The sequence below is a fragment of the Leifsonia aquatica genome, assembly GCF_014190775.1.
Taxonomy (GTDB): domain Bacteria; phylum Actinomycetota; class Actinomycetes; order Actinomycetales; family Microbacteriaceae; genus Leifsonia; species Leifsonia aquatica.
The window spans coordinates 275,471-290,199 of the sequence record NZ_JACHVP010000003.1 but is presented as its reverse complement, the minus strand read 5'-3'; the positions used below and the strand labels follow the sequence as shown (position 1 = coordinate 290,199).

Here is a 14,729-nt window from a genome sequence, read left to right as displayed (position 1 = left end):
CCCAGGCTAGTCACTCCACTCCCGGAGTACCATGTCCGAAGCTTCGGTGGGAGGGAACGGACCATGGCTACGACCCCGGCGGCCCGGCGCGGGACCGCGGTTCCCCTGAACCGGGTGCGCGGCGCGATCAACGGATTCGCCTCCCGCAGCCCGTCGCGTTTCGCGATCCTGGTGTTCACCCTCCTCATCCTGATCTTCACGCTGCTGTTCTCCCTGCCGATCGCCTCGGTGAAGCAGACGGTCACCCCGCTGGCGGACGCCCTGTTCACCGCCGTCTCGGTCATCTGCGTCACCGGCCTGTCCACCGTGGACATGGCCACGCACTGGTCGGTCTTCGGCCACCTGCTCGTCTACCTGGGCGTGCAGATCGGTGCGGTCGGCGTGCTCACGATGGCGAGCATCCTGGGCCTCGTCATCTCCCGCCGCCTCGGGCTGCGCGCCAAGCTCATGGCCGCCAGCGACAGCAACCCGCTGCGCATCCACGCCGGTCCCGTCGCCGAGGGTCAGGCCGTGCGCCTCGGCGAGGTGGGCAAGCTGCTCACGACCGTCGCCCTCAGCATGGTCGTCATCGAGGGGCTCGTCGCCCTGCTGCTCCTGCCCCGGATGCTGATCGCCGGGATGTCGTTCGGATCGGCGCTCTGGGAGAGCCTCTACTACTCGGCGATGGCGTTCACCAACACCGGATTCGCGCCGAACGCGGAGGGGCTGACGCCGTTCAAGGAGGACTTCTGGTTCCTCGGCGCCCTCATGATCGGCGTGTTCCTCGGGGCGATCGGGTTCCCGGTCATCCTCGCCATCGCCTCCAACCTGCGCAAGAAGCGGCGGCGCTGGTCCATCCACGTCAAGCTGACGCTGCTGACGTCGGTCATCCTCCTCGTCGCCGGCGCGGTCATATACATCGTGCTCGAGTTCGACAACCCGAAGACCTTCGGGAACCTCGACGCCGGGCACACGGTCTTCCAATCGTTCTTCCTGTCGACCATGGCGAGATCGGGCGGGTTCTCCACGATCGACATCAGCGACCTCCACGGGTCGAGCCTGCTCGTCACCGACATGCTGATGTTCATCGGCGGCGGGTCGGCCTCCACCGCCGGCGGCATCAAGGTCACCACGCTCGCGGTGCTGTTCCTGGCGGCGTTCGCGGAGGCCCGCGGAGTAGAGACGATGGATGCCTTCCGCCGCCGCATCCCGATCGACGTGCTGCGGCTGTCCGTCGCGGTCGCGCTGTGGGGCGCGACCATCGTCGCAGTGTCGACCATCACCCTCACCCAGATGACCAAGGCGCCGCTCGACCACGTGCTCTTCGACGTGATCTCCGCGTTCGCGACGTGCGGCCTGTCCACCGGGCTGACGGCCTCCCTTCCGGACCCCGGGGTGTACGTGATGGCGGCCACCATGTTCTGCGGCCGCGTTGGTACAGTGACACTCGCCGCGGCGCTGGCGCAGAGCCAGCGCAAGCAGCTGTACCAGAACCCCGAGGAGAGGCCGCTCGTTGGTTGACCGGATCAAGCACAACGCCCCCGTCCTGGTGATCGGCCTCGGCCGGTTCGGAGCCGCGACGGCCGGTCAGCTCGACCGCCTCGGCCGCGAGGTGCTCGCCATCGACACCGACGCCGGACTGGTGCAGAAGTGGGCGGACCGCGTCACGCACACCGTGCAGGCGGATGCGCGCTCCATCGAGACGCTGCGGCAGATCGGCGCGGAGGACTTCTCCATCGGCGTCGTCGCCGTCGGCTCCTCCATCGAGGCCAGCGTGCTCATCACCGCCAACCTCGTCGACCTCAAGGTGCCCCAGATCTGGGCGAAGGCGATCTCGCAGTCGCACGGCAAGATCCTGGAGCGCATCGGCGCCAACCACGTCATCTACCCGGAGGCGGAGGCCGGCGAGCGCGTCGCCCACCTCGTCTCGGGACGGATGCTCGACTTCATCGAGTTCGACGACGACTTCGCGCTCGTGAAGATGTACCCGCCGAAGCCCATCCGCGGCCTCAACCTCACCGAGTCCGGGGTGCGCAGCAAGTACAACATCACCGTCGTCGGCGTGAAGAGCCCCGGCAAGCCGTTCACCTACGCCACGGCCGAGACCGTCGTCTCGAACCACGACCTCATCATCATCTCGGGCACCTCCGCCGACATCGAGCGCTTCGCCGCCCTCGACTCCTGACCCGCGCCGCCTCCGCCGAGGCGGCGAATTGTCTGCCTTTTCCCGCTGATTTCGTGCACTTCGTGCCGCCTCGATTGCCCGCCTGTGGAGAGATTCCGCGGGATCTGCCGAAGTGCGCTTGGGTGGCGGGATGGACGGGTTCAGAGTCGCGGATGCGGTGGCGGTCGGGATGCCCCGTCGCCGCTTGTACGACGGGCGGCTCCATCGCCCGTTCCACGGCGTCCGCACGGATCACAGGCCGGCCGATCACCTCGAACTATGCCGTGCGGCCGCCCTGGCACTTCCGCCGAGTGCGGTGATCTCGCACCGCTCGGCGGCAATGCTGCACGGGATGCCGTTGCCTCGCCACTCTGAGCCTGTCGCGGTGGAGGTGTGCGTTTTCGAGCCGGAGCATCGACCGCGAGTGGAGGGGACCGTGGGCCACCGCGTCGCAGTGAACGGTCAGCGCGTCGTGCGCATCGACGGGCTGCACGTCTTCGCCCCCGAAGAGGTCTGGGTGCAGCTCGGCGAGGCGCTGGCAGCCGACGAGCTCGTGGTGATCGGCGATTACCTGATCACCGGGAGCGAGCCCTATGACGGCGCGCCCCCGCCCGTGACCCGCGCACAACTCGACGACGCCGTGGCGCGGCATGGGTCGAGGCGAGGGGCACGAGCGTTGCGGCTCGCATCACCACGGATCCGGTATGGTCCTCTCTCCCCTCAGGAATCTCGCCTGCGGCTCGCCCTCGAGGACGCAGGACTGCCCGCTCCCGAGCTGAACTATCGGGTGACCGGAGATGACGGCCGGGTGGGGGCCATGATCGATCTCGCCTATCCGACCTTCGGCGTCGCGATCGAATATCTCGGCGACCACCATCGCTTGACGGCGGCGGCCTACCGCAAGGACATCACCCGGCGCGAATGGCTCGTTCAACGCGGGTGGAGCGTCATCTTTGTCACCGCGGCGGATTCCTTCACCGACGTCGCCCGCCGCGTCCGCGCAGCGCTCCGGCTGGCCTCAGGACGGACCTGATGCCGAGGCGGCGAATTGTTCGCCGCCTCGCGCGAAAAGCGTGCACTTTGTGCCGCCTCGCTGGAGCCGGCTCGCGAGCGAGCGGGCAGGCGCGGGGTCAGCCGGCGGCGAGTTCGCGGGCGCGGGCGAGGGCGGCGTCGGTGGCGCGCGCGAAGAGCGCGGGGAGGTCGGCGTCGGCGAGGACGGCGATGGCGCGCTCGGTGGTGCCCTTGGGGCTGGTGACGCGGCGGCGCAGCTCGGCCGGGTCGTCGTCCGACGCGGCGAGCATGGTCGACGCGCCGAGGAAGGTGCCGTTCACGAGGATGGCCGCCTGCTCCGGCGTGAAGCCCTTGGCCACGGCCGCGTCGGTGAGCGCCTCGATCAGGAGGAACACGTACGCGGGACCGGAGCCGGAGATCGTGCTCAGCGCGTCCAGCTGCGACTCGGGCACCTCCACGACCTGGCCGACGGTCTCGAAGAGGGCGCGCACGAGGGCGAGGTCCTCGGGCTCGGTGCGGGTCCCGGCGCTGATGCCGGTGACGGCCTTGCCGACGACCGCGGGCGTGTTCGGCATCGAGCGGACGACGGAGACGGAGTCGGGCAGGAGCGACTCGAACGTCGCGACGGTGACGCCCGCGGCGACGCTGACCACGACCGCGCCGGGGGCGAGGGAGTCCGCGATCTCGCGCAGGAGGTCGGGCACCATCGCGGGCTTGACCGCCACGATGACGATCTCGGCGCCCTCGACGGCCCGGCGGTTCGCCTCGGGGTCGTCGTCGGTCGCGAACGCGGTGACGCCGGGGGTGTCGGCGAGCTCGGCGGCGCGGGCGGCGGAGCGGTTGGTCACACGCACCCCACCGGCGACGGAGACGCCGGGGGCGAGCAGGCCCGAGAGGATCGCACGGCCCATGGAGCCGGCTCCGAGCATCGCGATGGTGGGCAGCGTCACGTTCTGCGTGTCGGTCATGCGGCCATCCTAGGATGAGTCCATGAGCGCATCAGGAGGCACCAGGGCGATCGTCGCGGCGTTCTCCGCGAACCTCGGCATCGCATTGACGAAGTTCATCGCCTGGTTCTTCTCCGGTTCCTCCTCGATGCTCGCCGAGGGCGTCCACTCGCTCGCCGACTCCGGCAACCAGCTGCTCCTGCTCCTCGGCGGCCGCAAGGCGAAGCGTCAGGCCGACAAGGAGCACCCGTTCGGCTACGGCCGCGAGCGCTACGTCTACGCGTTCGTCGTGTCGATCATCCTGTTCTCCGTCGGCGGCGTGTTCTCGCTCTACGAAGGCTTCGAGAAGCTGGCGCACCCGCACCCCCTCGACAACTGGTGGCTGCCCGTCCTGGTGCTGCTGATCGCGATCGGCCTGGAGTCGTTCTCGCTGCGCACCGCGGTCCACGAGTCGCGCCCGCACAAGAAGGGCATGTCGTGGCCGCAGTTCGTGCGCCGGGCGAAGGCTCCCGAGCTGCCGGTCGTGCTGCTGGAGGATGTGGCCGCCCTCACGGGTCTGGTGTTCGCCTTCATCGGCGTCGGCCTGACGGTCCTCACCGGCAACGGGATCTGGGATGCGGTCGGCACTCTGCTGATCGGCGCGCTGCTGATCGTGGTCGCGATCATCCTCGGCATCGAGACGAAGAGCCTCCTCGTCGGCGAGGGCGCGACCGACGCCGACGTCGAGGCGATCGAGCGCGCGGTGCTGGCGGGCGACGAGGTCGAGCGCATCATCCACATGAAGACGCTGTACCTCGGCCCGGAGGAGCTGATGGTCGCCGCCAAGCTGGCGCTCCCGGGCGAGCAGCGCCTGGCCGACGTCGCCGCGGCGATCAACCTCGTCGAGCGGCGCATCCGCGACGCCGTCCCGGCCGCGCGCGTCATCTACATCGAGCCCGACGTGTGGATCGACCCGAACGAGAAGCACCCGGCGACCGACACCATCATCCTGAAGGGCCTGGATTGACCAGCAACGCCGCCAGCACGGGCACCCGCACGGCACTCGTCCTGCAGCACGACCCGACCATCCACCTCGGCAACATCGGCCCGACGCTCGAGGAGCACGGGTACGAGCTGCGCGTGGTCGAGGTGCGCACGCCGGAGGATGTGGCCGCGGTCGATCCGACCGATGCCGACCTCGTGGTGGTGCTCGGCGGGGAGATGGGCGCCTACCAGACCGACGAGTACCCGTTCCTAGAGGCGGAGAAGGCGCTCCTACGCGAGCGGCTCGACGCCGAGCGGCCGACGCTCGGCGTGTGCCTCGGCGCGCAGCTGATGGCCGGCGCGCTGGGCGAGCGCGTCTACAAGGGCGACACCACCCAGATCGGTTACCGCCGGGTCGAGACGACGGAGGCGGGCGCGAGCTCCCCCATCCGCCACTTCGAGGGCGTGCCCGTCGTGGAGTGGCACGGCGACACGTTCGAGCTGCCCGAGCGGGCGACGCGCCTGGCATCGTCGAGCGACTACTCGAACGAGGCGTTCGCGATCGGCGGCTTCGCGCTGGCGGTGCAGTTCCATCCCGAGGTCACGGACGAGATGCACGAGTCGTGGGTGTCGGACGGGTACAACGAGCTCGACGAGCAGGCGATCGATCCCGACGCCCTGCGCCGCGACCGCGAGCTGTACTCGGCCCGGATGCAGGAGGCGTCCCGCGCGGCGTTCTCGGAATGGCTGGAGTCGCTGCCCCGCTGAACGCGCGCAGCTCAGCGCTTGGCGCGGAAGAAGTCGAGCAGCAGTTCGGCGCACTCCTCGGCGAGCACACCGGCGAACACCTCGACCCGGTGGTTGAGCCGCCGGTCGCGCAGCACGTCGTAGACCGATCCGGCCGCCCCGGCCTTCTCGTCCCAGGCGCCGAACACGACCGTGGGGACGCGCGCGGCGAGCACGGCGCCGGCGCACATGACGCACGGCTCCAGCGTGACGACGAGGGTGCAGCCCTCGAGGTGCCAGTCGTCGCGCGCCGCGGCCGCCTGTCGCAGGGCGAGTACCTCCGCGTGCGCGGTCGGATCGTGGTGCAGCTCGCGCTCGTTGCGCCCCGTGCCGATGACCTCGCCGTGCTCGTCGAGCACGAGCGCCGCGACCGGGACGTCGCCCGTGTCGAACGCGAAGCGCGCGTCGGCGACGGCGCGCCGCATCCACTGCTCGTAGTCGGCGGGGACGGACAGGGACACGGGCTCCTCCAAGCGGGATGTCGGCTAGCCTTGAGCCTATGCGAGTGCACGTAGCGGACCACCCCCTCATCACCCACAAGCTGACCGTGCTCCGCGACAAGACCACGCCGTCGCCGGTGTTCCGCGCGCTCACCGAGGAGCTCGTGACGCTGCTGGCCTACGAGGCCACCCGCGCGGTGCGGGTCGAGCCGATCGAGATCGACACCCCCGTGACGACCACCACCGGCGTCGCGATCAGCAAGCCGCGCCCGCTCGTGGTCCCCATCCTGCGCGCCGGGCTCGGGATGCTCGAGGGCATGGTGCGCCTGATGCCGACGGCCGAGGTCGGATTCCTCGGCATGGCCCGCAACGAGGAGACCCTCGAGCCGACCACCTACGCCGAGCGCCTGCCGGAGGACCTCTCCGACCGTCAGTGCTTCGTCCTGGATCCGATGCTGGCGACGGGAGGCTCGCTCGGCGCGGCCATCGACTTCCTGTTCGCGCGCAACGCGGTCGACGTCACCGCGATCTGCATCCTCGCCGCCCCGGAGGGCCTGGCGGCGCTCGAGAAGGCCACCGAAGGCCGCAACGTGACGATCGTCCTGGGCGCGCTCGACGAGCGCCTCAACGAGAACGGCTACATCGTCCCCGGCCTCGGCGACGCCGGGGACCGCCTCTACGGCACTGTGTGAACGCCTGCAATATTCCGTAATGATTTGACACCGCGAGTCATCGTTCGCTTTACTGACTCCATGACTGACAACTCGCGTACCCTGACCTCCTTCGAGGCCCCTGGGGATGCCGGCATGATGATGGCCGGCCGCGACTCCGTCATGTGTTGCCGAATGTGTCGCTGATCTGACGACCCTTCGCCGAGCCGAACGCCCTCCGACCACCACCTCGTGATCGGGCGAGAGCTCCCCGGGAACGCCACACGCACGTTCCCGCGCATCAGCCGTCTCTGATACGGCCAACACGAAAATTCTGCGAATCCCCGCACCATCTGGCGCATCTCACTCCTCGGGACGACCGTCCCACGGCGTCGGAGGACCATCGGGCTCGCGACATCATCTAAGGACTTCCTCCCATGTCTCTCGCCACCATCGACACCTTCGCCCCCACCGCCCTCCGCCCCGCCGAGGCCGCTCCCGCCGCTCCGAAGATCCGCGCCGTCCCGACCGGCACGGAGGCTCGCGGCTTCGTCCTCTACGTCGGCATCGACGAGGCCAAGGCGGCCGCCGCCGGAACCGACCTCGGCCGCATCGTGGAGGCGCTCAAGGCGCTCACCGCCGAGCTCGCCCCGGCATCGGAGACCTACGCCGCCGTCGCGATCGCCCCGGCCGGCGCCGGCGGCCGCGACGTGGATGTCGTCCGCCTCGCCCTGCAGGACCCGTCCGCGATCGCCAAGCACCGCCACACGGCCGCGATCGACGAGGACGAGGACCGTGCCGCGTCGGGCGTGGTCGTGGACATCTCCCGCAAGCGCCTCATCCTGGACAACCAGACGGTCGCGCTGACCTACAAGGAGTTCGAGCTGCTGCAGTACCTGGTGCTGCGCGAGGGCCGCACGATCGAGCGCGCCGAGCTGATCTCGTCGCTGTGGAACGGTGCGGACGAGGAGGACGTGCCGAACGAGCGCACGATCGACGTCCACGTGCGCCGCCTGCGCGCCAAGCTGGCCCGCTACGAGGACATCGTGCGCACGGTCCGCGGTGTCGGCTACCGGTTCGACCGTCACGCGGACGTCTCGATCCGCCACGCGAGCGCCCCCTCCCCCGACCTGTTCTGAGCGCGGGCCCGGGAGCTCGCGAGTACGCAGAAAGTCGCCCGGAAACCGCCGAGTACGCAGAGAGTTCGCGTACTCGACGGCTTGCGAGGCGACGGGGCTGTGCGGCTGCAGTCAGGCGCTGCGCTGGTAGACGCGGAACGCGCTGGTCGCGAGGGCGGCCATGACGACCGCGAGGGCGGCGAGCAGGCCGACGTGCCCCCAGAGGGCGGCGGTGTCGGGATGAGCGCTGAGCGCCTCCCGGCCGACGATCACCGCCCACTCGAACGGGTTGTAGGCCGCGACGTTCCGCACCCACTCCGGCGACAGCTTCGTGTTCATGATCGCCGAGCTGAGGAACATCAGGGGCAGGGTGATCAGCTGCGAGATGCCGATGAGGGCGGTCTGGTCGCGGGCCAGTAGCGCCACGGCGTTCGACAGCGAGCAGAACACCGCGGTGAGCAGCACCACCCCGACGAGGAGCAGCAGGATGCCGCCGACGCCTCCGTCGAATCGGGCGCCCGCCCAGAACGCGATCCCGACCACGATCAGCGACTGGAACACCGCGAGGATCGACTGGTAGACGAGCGTGGCGACGATCATCGCGCCCCGGTTCGCCGGTGACGTGAGCAGCCGATCCATCACCCCGCGCTCCATGTCCTGGATGTAGACCGTCCCCGACCACGCGCTGCCGAAGAGCGCGAGCATCATCACGACGCCCGGGGTCAGGTACTCCAGATAGCTCTGCCCGACCCCGAAACCGGGGATCTCGACGACGGATTTGAACAGCTGTCCGAAGAGCAGCAGCCAGATCACGGGCTGCACCAGGTTCATCACGAGGAACGCCGGCATCCGGACGGCCCAGCGCAGCTGCCGCCCGGTGAGGAGCAGCGTGTGCGTGAGGAAGGTCGGTCCGCCTCCCCTGCGGGCGCTGCGGACGGGCGACGGTGCGGGTGCGGTGACAGCGGTCATGATGCGTTCTCCAGGGCGTGCTCGGCGGACGCCTGCGCCCGCGTGAAGGTGCGGCCGGTGTGCCGCAGGTAGACGTCGTCGAGGCTGGGCCGCGCGACGGTGGCGGACGCGACCGCGATCGCTGCGGCCTCGAGCGCGCCGAGGGCGAGCGGCAGCGTCGCGGCGCCGTCGTCGGCGCGGGCGCGGAGGGTCCGGCCGTCGCCGCCGATGTCGCGCAGCGCCTCCACTCGCTCCAGGGCGGCGAGGGCGGCGAGCGGGTCGCCGTCGGGCGCGACCTCGACGATCACGGTGTCGCCGCGGAGGCCGTTCTTGAGCTCCTCCGGGGTTCCGCCCGCGACGACGCGACCGTGGTCGACGATCGCGAGCCGCCCCGCCAGCCGGTCGGCCTCATCGAGGTAGTGCGTCGTCAGGAGCACGGTGATGTGCTCGGCCGCGGTGAGCCGCTCGATCTCGAGCCAGAGCTCGGTGCGCGCCTCCGGGTCGAGTCCGGTGGTGGGCTCGTCGAGGAAGAGCACCTCGGGACGGTGCATCAGACCCAGTGCGACGTCGAGCTTGCGCGCCATGCCGCCCGAGTACGTCTTGACCTGGCGGCCGGCGTGCTCGGCGAGGCCGAAGCGGTCGAGGAGGTCGCGGGCGCGTGCTCGCGCATCCCGCCCGCTCATGCCCTGCAGCCGGCCGGCGAGCACGAGGTTCTCCGCCCCGGTGTCCATCGGGTCGGAGACGGGCTTCTGGGCGACGAACCCGATGGCGCGCCGCACCCGCCCCGGATGCCGGAAGACGTCGATCCCGGCGACGAACGCGCGGCCGGAGTCGGCGCGGGCGAGGGTCGACAGGACCTTCATGGTGGTGGACTTGCCGGCGCCGTTCGGGCCGAGCAGCCCGAAGACGGTGCCGGCCTCGACGTCGAAGTCGAGGCCGTCGAGGGCGCGGACGGGCGGCGCGCCCCTCCCGCCGGGATAGGACTTGACGAGCTGGTCGGCGACGAGCGCCGGACCGGTGGATGATGCCACGATGGTTCCTCTCTGAGAGGTCACCGAAGGGGGCATATCATCGGATACGACCCTCGGTGACTGTTGACGCAGGTTCCGTAAGGAACGACTGAAGGTTTCCGATGGCCGGGGAGTTGCCGCTCTCCGGCCATCGTCTTGTGTGCGGCGGGATGCCGCGTGGATCAGTTGCCCAGCAGTTCGGCCACCTCCTCGCCGAAGTCGCCGGCCGCGACCCGTTGCTGGATCTCGGCCATGCTGAGGCCGTGCGCGAGCAGCACGTGCAGTTGCTCCCACCACTCGTAGCCGCCGACCGTCCCGGCGCGCAGCCGTGCGAGCAGGTCGGCGACGAAGGCGCGCTCGGCGTCGAGCACGGCCTGCCGGTAGCGGAATTCGATCATGAAGAGCTCGGGAAGCGCCGGCCCGCTGGCCTCACCGAGCGCACGTCGCTCGGCGATGTCGGCGTCGAGCCGGTCGAGGCGGCGCTCCAGGAGGTCGGCAGCCGTCGCCGGCGGCAGCATCGGGAGCAGCGACAGCCCGGTCTCGATCGCGGGGTACTCCTTCACCGGCGTCTCGATGAGGTCGCTGAGCCACTCAGTGGCCTCGCGTCGGCCGCTCTCGGTGATCTGGTAGACCACGCGCTCCGGCCGGTTGCCCTCGCGCTCGGTCTGCGCGACCTCGATGAAGCCGTGCTTCTCCAGGGACTTGATGACGGAGTACAGGGAGCCGAAGTTGAGCCGGATGCTGTCTTCCTTGCCACGCTCCCGCATGGTCGTCGTCATCTCGTACGGGTACATCGGCTTCTCCCACAGGCAGGCCAGGACGGCCAGGGCCAGCGGGTTCGCGATCGCGCGCTTCGACATTGCTCACCTCCGAATACTTTGCTCAGAGTATTCGATCGCGAGCATTGTGTCCAGATCGCCTCATCGGGCCACTGAAAATCCCGTCAGGCACCCATAGAGAACTCGCAGCAAAAATAACGACTTGGTAACTAGATCCCGTTACCTCTTCGTTATATAGTTCAAGAGCAATGGTTGTTTGCTGTGGCAGCCATCGCGGAATGTGATTGCAGGACACTCTTGGTGCAAGGGAGAGGGCCGGCCGCTAGCCTCTGCGGCCGGCCCTCAATCCGTCCCGGCACCGTCCGCCCTCCCGTGCTGGCACGGATGGCCCTGTCGGCGGATGATGAGAAGATGCGAATGCATTGAGACGCGTTTTCGAACAAGGAGGCAGGCGTCATGAGCAGCAGCGTCACCGGGACGGCTCCGGCCCGACACCGCATCAACGCCGTCTCGGCCTGGGAGTCGCTGTTCCGTGCGCAGGTCGCCGTGATGCGCTCGCTCGCCGCCGAGTTCCCGACGAAGGACATCTCCTTCAACGAGTACGACGTGCTCTTCAACCTCTCCCGCCAGCCGGACCGCCGGCTGCGCCTGCGCGAGCTCAACAAGCACGTCCTCCTCACGCAGCCCAGCGTCAGCCGGCTCGTCGACCGTCTGGTCGCACGGGGGCTCGTCGCGAAGTGCCCCGACCCCGCCGACGCGCGCGGCACCCTCATCATGCTGACCGATACCGGCTTCGAGATGTTCCGCAGCGTCGCCGTCGAGCACATGAAGACGATCACCAGCCGGGTGGGCGATCGCCTCGACCCGGACGAACTGGAGACGCTCGCGGCACTGTGCGACAAGCTGCGCGGCGCGGCATGACGTCATCCACAGCCCCGGCTCGGCGCCGACTCTCCCCAAACTGAGCGTCGCCCACGGGAAGGCCCTGGATCCTCCGCGTATCATGACGCCCATGGCCTCGACGACACGCAGAAGATGGAAGTGGGCGCCTGCGCTCGTCGGATTCGTCGCGCTGAGCGGCATCGCGGGGATCCTCGCCGCGGCCGCCGTGACACCCGCCGTCGCTCTCACCGGATCGGCCGCCGACTCCACCATCGACGTCTTCGACGGCCTCCCGGAGTACATCAAGGTGGAGCCGCTCGCCCAGGCCTCCACCATGTACGCCAGCTCGAACGGCCAAGAGGTGCCGATCGCCACCTTCTACTCCCAGAACCGCGTCGAGGTCGGCTGGGACGCGATCTCGCAGAACCTCAAAGACGCCGCGATCGCCACCGAGGACCCGCGCTTCTACGAGCACGGGGGCATCGACGTGACGGGCACCCTGCGCGGCGCGGTGCTGACGGCACTGCACAAGTCGGTCCAGGGCGGTTCGTCGATCACGCAGCAGTACGTGAAGAACATCCTCGTGCAGCGCTGCGAGAACAAGCAGCCCGACCTGACGGCCACGGCCGAGGTGCAGAAGAAGCAGCTCGCCGCCTACAAGGCCTGCTACAACGACGCCACCGAGGTCGACCCGGTGCGCAAGCTCAAGGAGATGCGGTACTCCATCGGCCTCGAGAAGGAGTACTCGAAGAACGACATCCTCCAGAGCTATCTGAACATCGCGCTCTTCGGCGGCCGCGTCTACGGCGTGCAGTCGGCGGCCTCCTACTACTTCGGCGTCTCCGCCAAAGACGTCAACCTGCAGCAGGCGGCGACGCTCATCGCCATCCTGAACAACCCCGACAACCTGCGCATCGATCAGCCGGACAGCAAGGAGAACGGCGCGGCCAACGGCTACAAGGAGACCCTCGACCGCCGCAACTACGTGCTCGACCGGATGCTCGTCAACGGCAAGATCACGAAGGAGGAGCACGACGCCGCCCGTGCCACTCCCGTCGAGCCGAAGATCACCCCCGTGCAGAACGGCTGCATGACGGCGCAGCAGTACAACGCGGCGTTCTTCTGCGACTACGTAGAGCGGACCATCGAGCAGAACGCCACCTTCGGCAAGACCGACGACGAACGCTCCAGCTTCCTCACCCGCGGCGGCCTGAAGATCTACACGACCCTCAACCTCGACCTGCAGAACCAGGCGCAGTCGGCGCTCAGCGCGTACATCCCGCCGACCAGTCCCCGACTCGACCTCGGTGCCGCCAATGTGGCGGTGGAGGTCGGCACCGGCCGGGTGATCACCATGGTGCAGAACAGACCGTACGACAACACGGCGCAACCGGCGCCCGGCACGACGGCGGTCAACTACAACACCGACAGCGACATGGGAGGCTCCCAGGGCTTCCAGACCGGATCGTCGTACAAGGCGTTCGACCTGCTCGAGTGGCTGCAGGAGGGGCATTCGCTGTACCAGACGGTCAGCGGGACCCAGCACAGCTTCCCGCAGAGCTCGTTCCACGCCAGCGATCCGTGCAACGACATCGGCGGAGCGCCCTGGAACGTCTCGAACGACGAGGGCGAGACGGTCGGCAGCACCACGGTGATGAACGCCACCGCCCAGTCGATCAACACGATCTTCGCCAAGATGGCCACCCAGCTCGACCTCTGCGGCATCAAGGAGCGCGCACAGGACCTGCTCGTCCACGGCGCGGACGAATCGATCAACCCGTTCATGTCGAATCCCTCGGCTGTGCTCGGCACCAACTACATCGCGCCGCTGACGATGGCCACGGCCTACGCGGGCATCGCCAACAACGGCGTCGCCTGCAGCCCGGTCGCCATCGACAAGATCGTCGACGCCGACGGCAGCGAGCACGCCGTGCCCAAGACCCAGTGCTCGACGACGCCGATCGACCCGGGAGTGGCCGCAGCCGCCATCTACGCCCTCCAGGGCGTACTGCGCGGCGGCGGCACGGCCTCCTCGGCCAACCCGGGCGACGGCATCCCGATCTTCGGCAAGACCGGCACGACCGACAACTCGCTCGAGAACTGGCTCGTGACCTCCACCACGAAGACGGCGCAGGCGACCTGGGTCGGCAACGTGTCGGGTGACGTCGCCCTCCGCAGCCAGAACTTCAACGGCGTCGGCGGCGGCAACGTGAAGTTCTCGATCGTGAAGCCGATCGTGGCAGCGCTCAACGCGGCGTACGGCGGCAGTGCCTTCCCGACTCCCCCGTCGAAGTACGTGGCGTCGGCTCCCGCCCCCAAGCCGTCCACCCCGACCGCTCCGGCGCAGCCCGGCACGGGCACGGGACCGGGCACCGGAGGACAGGGCGCGAACCCGCCGGGTCGAGGCTGACTCCGCCCGAAATCGACCACTCACAAATGACGAAAACTCCGTTATCGTTAGGCGCGTGGGACGCACACCTGATCCGACCAGGAAACCGGAGCTCCTCAGCCGCATCATGGAACACGTGGCGACGGAGCCGCTCTCACGCATGACCTTCCGGAGCCTCGCGACGTCCCTCGGCGTGAGCACCTACTCGTTCGTCTACCATTTCGGGTCCCGCCAGGAGATGATCGACGCCATCCTCGAGGAGGGCGTGCGGCAGCAGAATGAGTCGTTGGTCGGCGTCGACATCGTCGCCTTCGACCGCGAACAGTTCCGCGACTGGTACCGCCAGGCGTTCCGCCACACCCTGCGCGAAGGCAACCGCACCGCGTTGCGCCTGCAGTTCGAGGCCGGCGTGCTGGAGCCGATCGACCCCGACCTCGGCAAGCGCATCACGACCGCGTTCACCGAATGGCGCGAGCTGGTGCGCTCCTGGCTCAAGAAGCAGGGCGTCGAGACCCGCCGCGCGGGAGTGCTGGCGCACTGGCTCGTGGATTCGGCGGCGGGACTGCAGTTCGGCTACTTGCTCGTCGGGGACCGCGCGGCGACCGTCGCAGCCTTCGACCTCTTCCTCGACGCCTACCTGCGCGAGGCGCTGGGCGACTGAAC

At 69.0% G+C, this 14,729-nt stretch carries 15 protein-coding genes; 10 read left to right on the top strand and 5 right to left on the bottom strand.

Features of this window, described 5'->3' with window-relative positions; all coding sequences use genetic code 11:
* The first annotated feature begins 63 nt into the window (after positions 1 to 63).
* From FHX33_RS14690 to FHX33_RS14680, 3 genes are all read left to right on the top strand, one after another.
* A complete protein-coding gene (locus FHX33_RS14690; RefSeq protein WP_021758523.1) occupies positions 64 to 1,500 on the top strand; it encodes a TrkH family potassium uptake protein in 1,437 nt (478 codons plus the stop codon).
* Positions 1,493 to 2,164: a potassium channel family protein gene (locus FHX33_RS14685; protein ID WP_021758525.1), complete on the top strand. Its 672-nt coding sequence runs from the start codon at positions 1,493 to 1,495 to the stop codon at positions 2,162 to 2,164. Before FHX33_RS14690 ends, FHX33_RS14685 begins: the two co-directional genes overlap by 8 nt.
* A 415-nt stretch (positions 2,165 to 2,579) precedes the next feature.
* On the top strand, positions 2,580 to 3,176 hold the full coding sequence (locus tag FHX33_RS14680) for a hypothetical protein (protein WP_248616223.1): 597 nt from the start codon (positions 2,580 to 2,582) through the stop codon (positions 3,174 to 3,176).
* Between the two features lie 97 nt (positions 3,177 to 3,273).
* On the opposite strand, the gene proC is transcribed toward FHX33_RS14680, so the two are convergent.
* Positions 3,274 to 4,122, bottom strand: a complete 849-nt coding sequence (gene proC / locus FHX33_RS14675; RefSeq protein WP_183428663.1) for a pyrroline-5-carboxylate reductase — start codon at positions 4,120 to 4,122, stop codon at positions 3,274 to 3,276.
* Positions 4,123 to 4,144: 22 nt separating this feature from the next.
* Here proC and FHX33_RS14670 point away from each other — a divergent pair, with 22 nt between their 5' ends.
* Both FHX33_RS14670 and FHX33_RS14665 read left to right on the top strand, forming a co-directional pair.
* Positions 4,145 to 5,107 (top strand): cation diffusion facilitator family transporter, encoded by a 963-nt coding sequence (locus FHX33_RS14670; protein ID WP_021763880.1) that lies wholly within the window; start codon positions 4,145 to 4,147, stop codon positions 5,105 to 5,107.
* Positions 5,104 to 5,832, top strand: a complete 729-nt coding sequence (locus FHX33_RS14665; RefSeq protein ID WP_021763879.1) for a glutamine amidotransferase-related protein — start codon at positions 5,104 to 5,106, stop codon at positions 5,830 to 5,832. The genes FHX33_RS14670 and FHX33_RS14665 overlap by 4 nt, the downstream gene beginning before the upstream one ends.
* An 11-nt stretch (positions 5,833 to 5,843) precedes the next feature.
* Here FHX33_RS14665 and tadA read toward each other — a convergent pair whose 3' ends face one another.
* Complete coding sequence (gene tadA / locus FHX33_RS14660) at positions 5,844 to 6,311, bottom strand: tRNA adenosine(34) deaminase TadA (RefSeq protein ID WP_039922898.1); 468 nt, start codon at positions 6,309 to 6,311, stop codon at positions 5,844 to 5,846.
* Positions 6,312 to 6,349: 38 nt separating this feature from the next.
* On the opposite strand from tadA, the gene upp reads away from it, so the two are divergent.
* Both upp and FHX33_RS14650 read left to right on the top strand, forming a co-directional pair.
* The gene (gene upp, locus FHX33_RS14655) at positions 6,350 to 6,982 is read left to right on the top strand and encodes a uracil phosphoribosyltransferase (RefSeq protein ID WP_039922897.1); all 633 of its coding nucleotides are present in this window, start codon (positions 6,350 to 6,352) and stop codon (positions 6,980 to 6,982) included.
* Positions 6,983 to 7,377: 395 nt separating this feature from the next.
* Positions 7,378 to 8,079, top strand: a complete 702-nt coding sequence (locus FHX33_RS14650; RefSeq protein ID WP_183428662.1) for a winged helix-turn-helix domain-containing protein — start codon at positions 7,378 to 7,380, stop codon at positions 8,077 to 8,079.
* A 111-nt stretch (positions 8,080 to 8,190) separates the two neighbouring features.
* Here the strand turns inward: FHX33_RS14650 and FHX33_RS14645 are convergent, their stop codons facing one another.
* The 3 genes from FHX33_RS14645 to FHX33_RS14635 form a co-directional block, all read right to left on the bottom strand.
* Positions 8,191 to 9,027: an ABC transporter permease gene (locus tag FHX33_RS14645; protein WP_021763504.1), complete on the bottom strand. Its 837-nt coding sequence runs from the start codon at positions 9,025 to 9,027 to the stop codon at positions 8,191 to 8,193.
* Positions 9,024 to 10,037, bottom strand: a complete 1,014-nt coding sequence (locus FHX33_RS14640) for an ABC transporter ATP-binding protein (RefSeq protein WP_338092034.1) — start codon at positions 10,035 to 10,037, stop codon at positions 9,024 to 9,026. The genes FHX33_RS14645 and FHX33_RS14640 overlap by 4 nt, the downstream gene beginning before the upstream one ends.
* Before the next feature lie 161 nt (positions 10,038 to 10,198).
* On the bottom strand, positions 10,199 to 10,876 hold the full coding sequence (locus FHX33_RS14635) for a PadR family transcriptional regulator (RefSeq protein ID WP_021763845.1): 678 nt from the start codon (positions 10,874 to 10,876) through the stop codon (positions 10,199 to 10,201).
* A 375-nt stretch (positions 10,877 to 11,251) separates the two neighbouring features.
* On the opposite strand from FHX33_RS14635, the gene FHX33_RS14630 reads away from it, so the two are divergent.
* The 3 genes from FHX33_RS14630 to FHX33_RS14620 all read left to right on the top strand — a co-directional run bounded on the left by FHX33_RS14630 (position 11,252) and on the right by FHX33_RS14620 (position 14,727).
* Entirely contained in the window at positions 11,252 to 11,716 is a 465-nt protein-coding gene (locus FHX33_RS14630) for a MarR family winged helix-turn-helix transcriptional regulator (protein ID WP_021763844.1), read from the top strand.
* A gap of 91 nt (positions 11,717 to 11,807) precedes the next feature.
* Positions 11,808 to 14,087 (top strand): transglycosylase domain-containing protein, encoded by a 2,280-nt coding sequence (locus tag FHX33_RS14625; protein WP_039922885.1) that lies wholly within the window; start codon positions 11,808 to 11,810, stop codon positions 14,085 to 14,087.
* Between the two features lie 55 nt (positions 14,088 to 14,142).
* Positions 14,143 to 14,727 (top strand): TetR/AcrR family transcriptional regulator, encoded by a 585-nt coding sequence (locus FHX33_RS14620; RefSeq protein WP_039922883.1) that lies wholly within the window; start codon positions 14,143 to 14,145, stop codon positions 14,725 to 14,727.
* The last annotated feature ends 2 nt before the right edge of the window (positions 14,728 to 14,729 follow it).

Bases quoted from the DNA above. Each gene is read 5' to 3' on its own strand.
- FHX33_RS14690 (WP_021758523.1), top strand. From the start codon at position 64: ATGGCTACGACCCCGGCGGCCCGGCGCGGGACCGCGGTTCCCCTGAAC.
- proC (WP_183428663.1), bottom strand. From the start codon at position 4,122: ATGACCGACACGCAGAACGTGACGCTGCCCACCATCGCGATGCTCGGA.
- FHX33_RS14670 (WP_021763880.1), top strand. From the start codon at position 4,145: ATGAGCGCATCAGGAGGCACCAGGGCGATCGTCGCGGCGTTCTCCGCG.
- upp (WP_039922897.1), top strand. From the start codon at position 6,350: ATGCGAGTGCACGTAGCGGACCACCCCCTCATCACCCACAAGCTGACC.
- FHX33_RS14650 (WP_183428662.1), top strand. From the start codon at position 7,378: ATGTCTCTCGCCACCATCGACACCTTCGCCCCCACCGCCCTCCGCCCC.
- FHX33_RS14645 (WP_021763504.1), bottom strand. From the start codon at position 9,027: ATGACCGCTGTCACCGCACCCGCACCGTCGCCCGTCCGCAGCGCCCGC.
- FHX33_RS14635 (WP_021763845.1), bottom strand. From the start codon at position 10,876: ATGTCGAAGCGCGCGATCGCGAACCCGCTGGCCCTGGCCGTCCTGGCC.
- FHX33_RS14630 (WP_021763844.1), top strand. From the start codon at position 11,252: ATGAGCAGCAGCGTCACCGGGACGGCTCCGGCCCGACACCGCATCAAC.
- FHX33_RS14625 (WP_039922885.1), top strand. From the start codon at position 11,808: ATGGCCTCGACGACACGCAGAAGATGGAAGTGGGCGCCTGCGCTCGTC.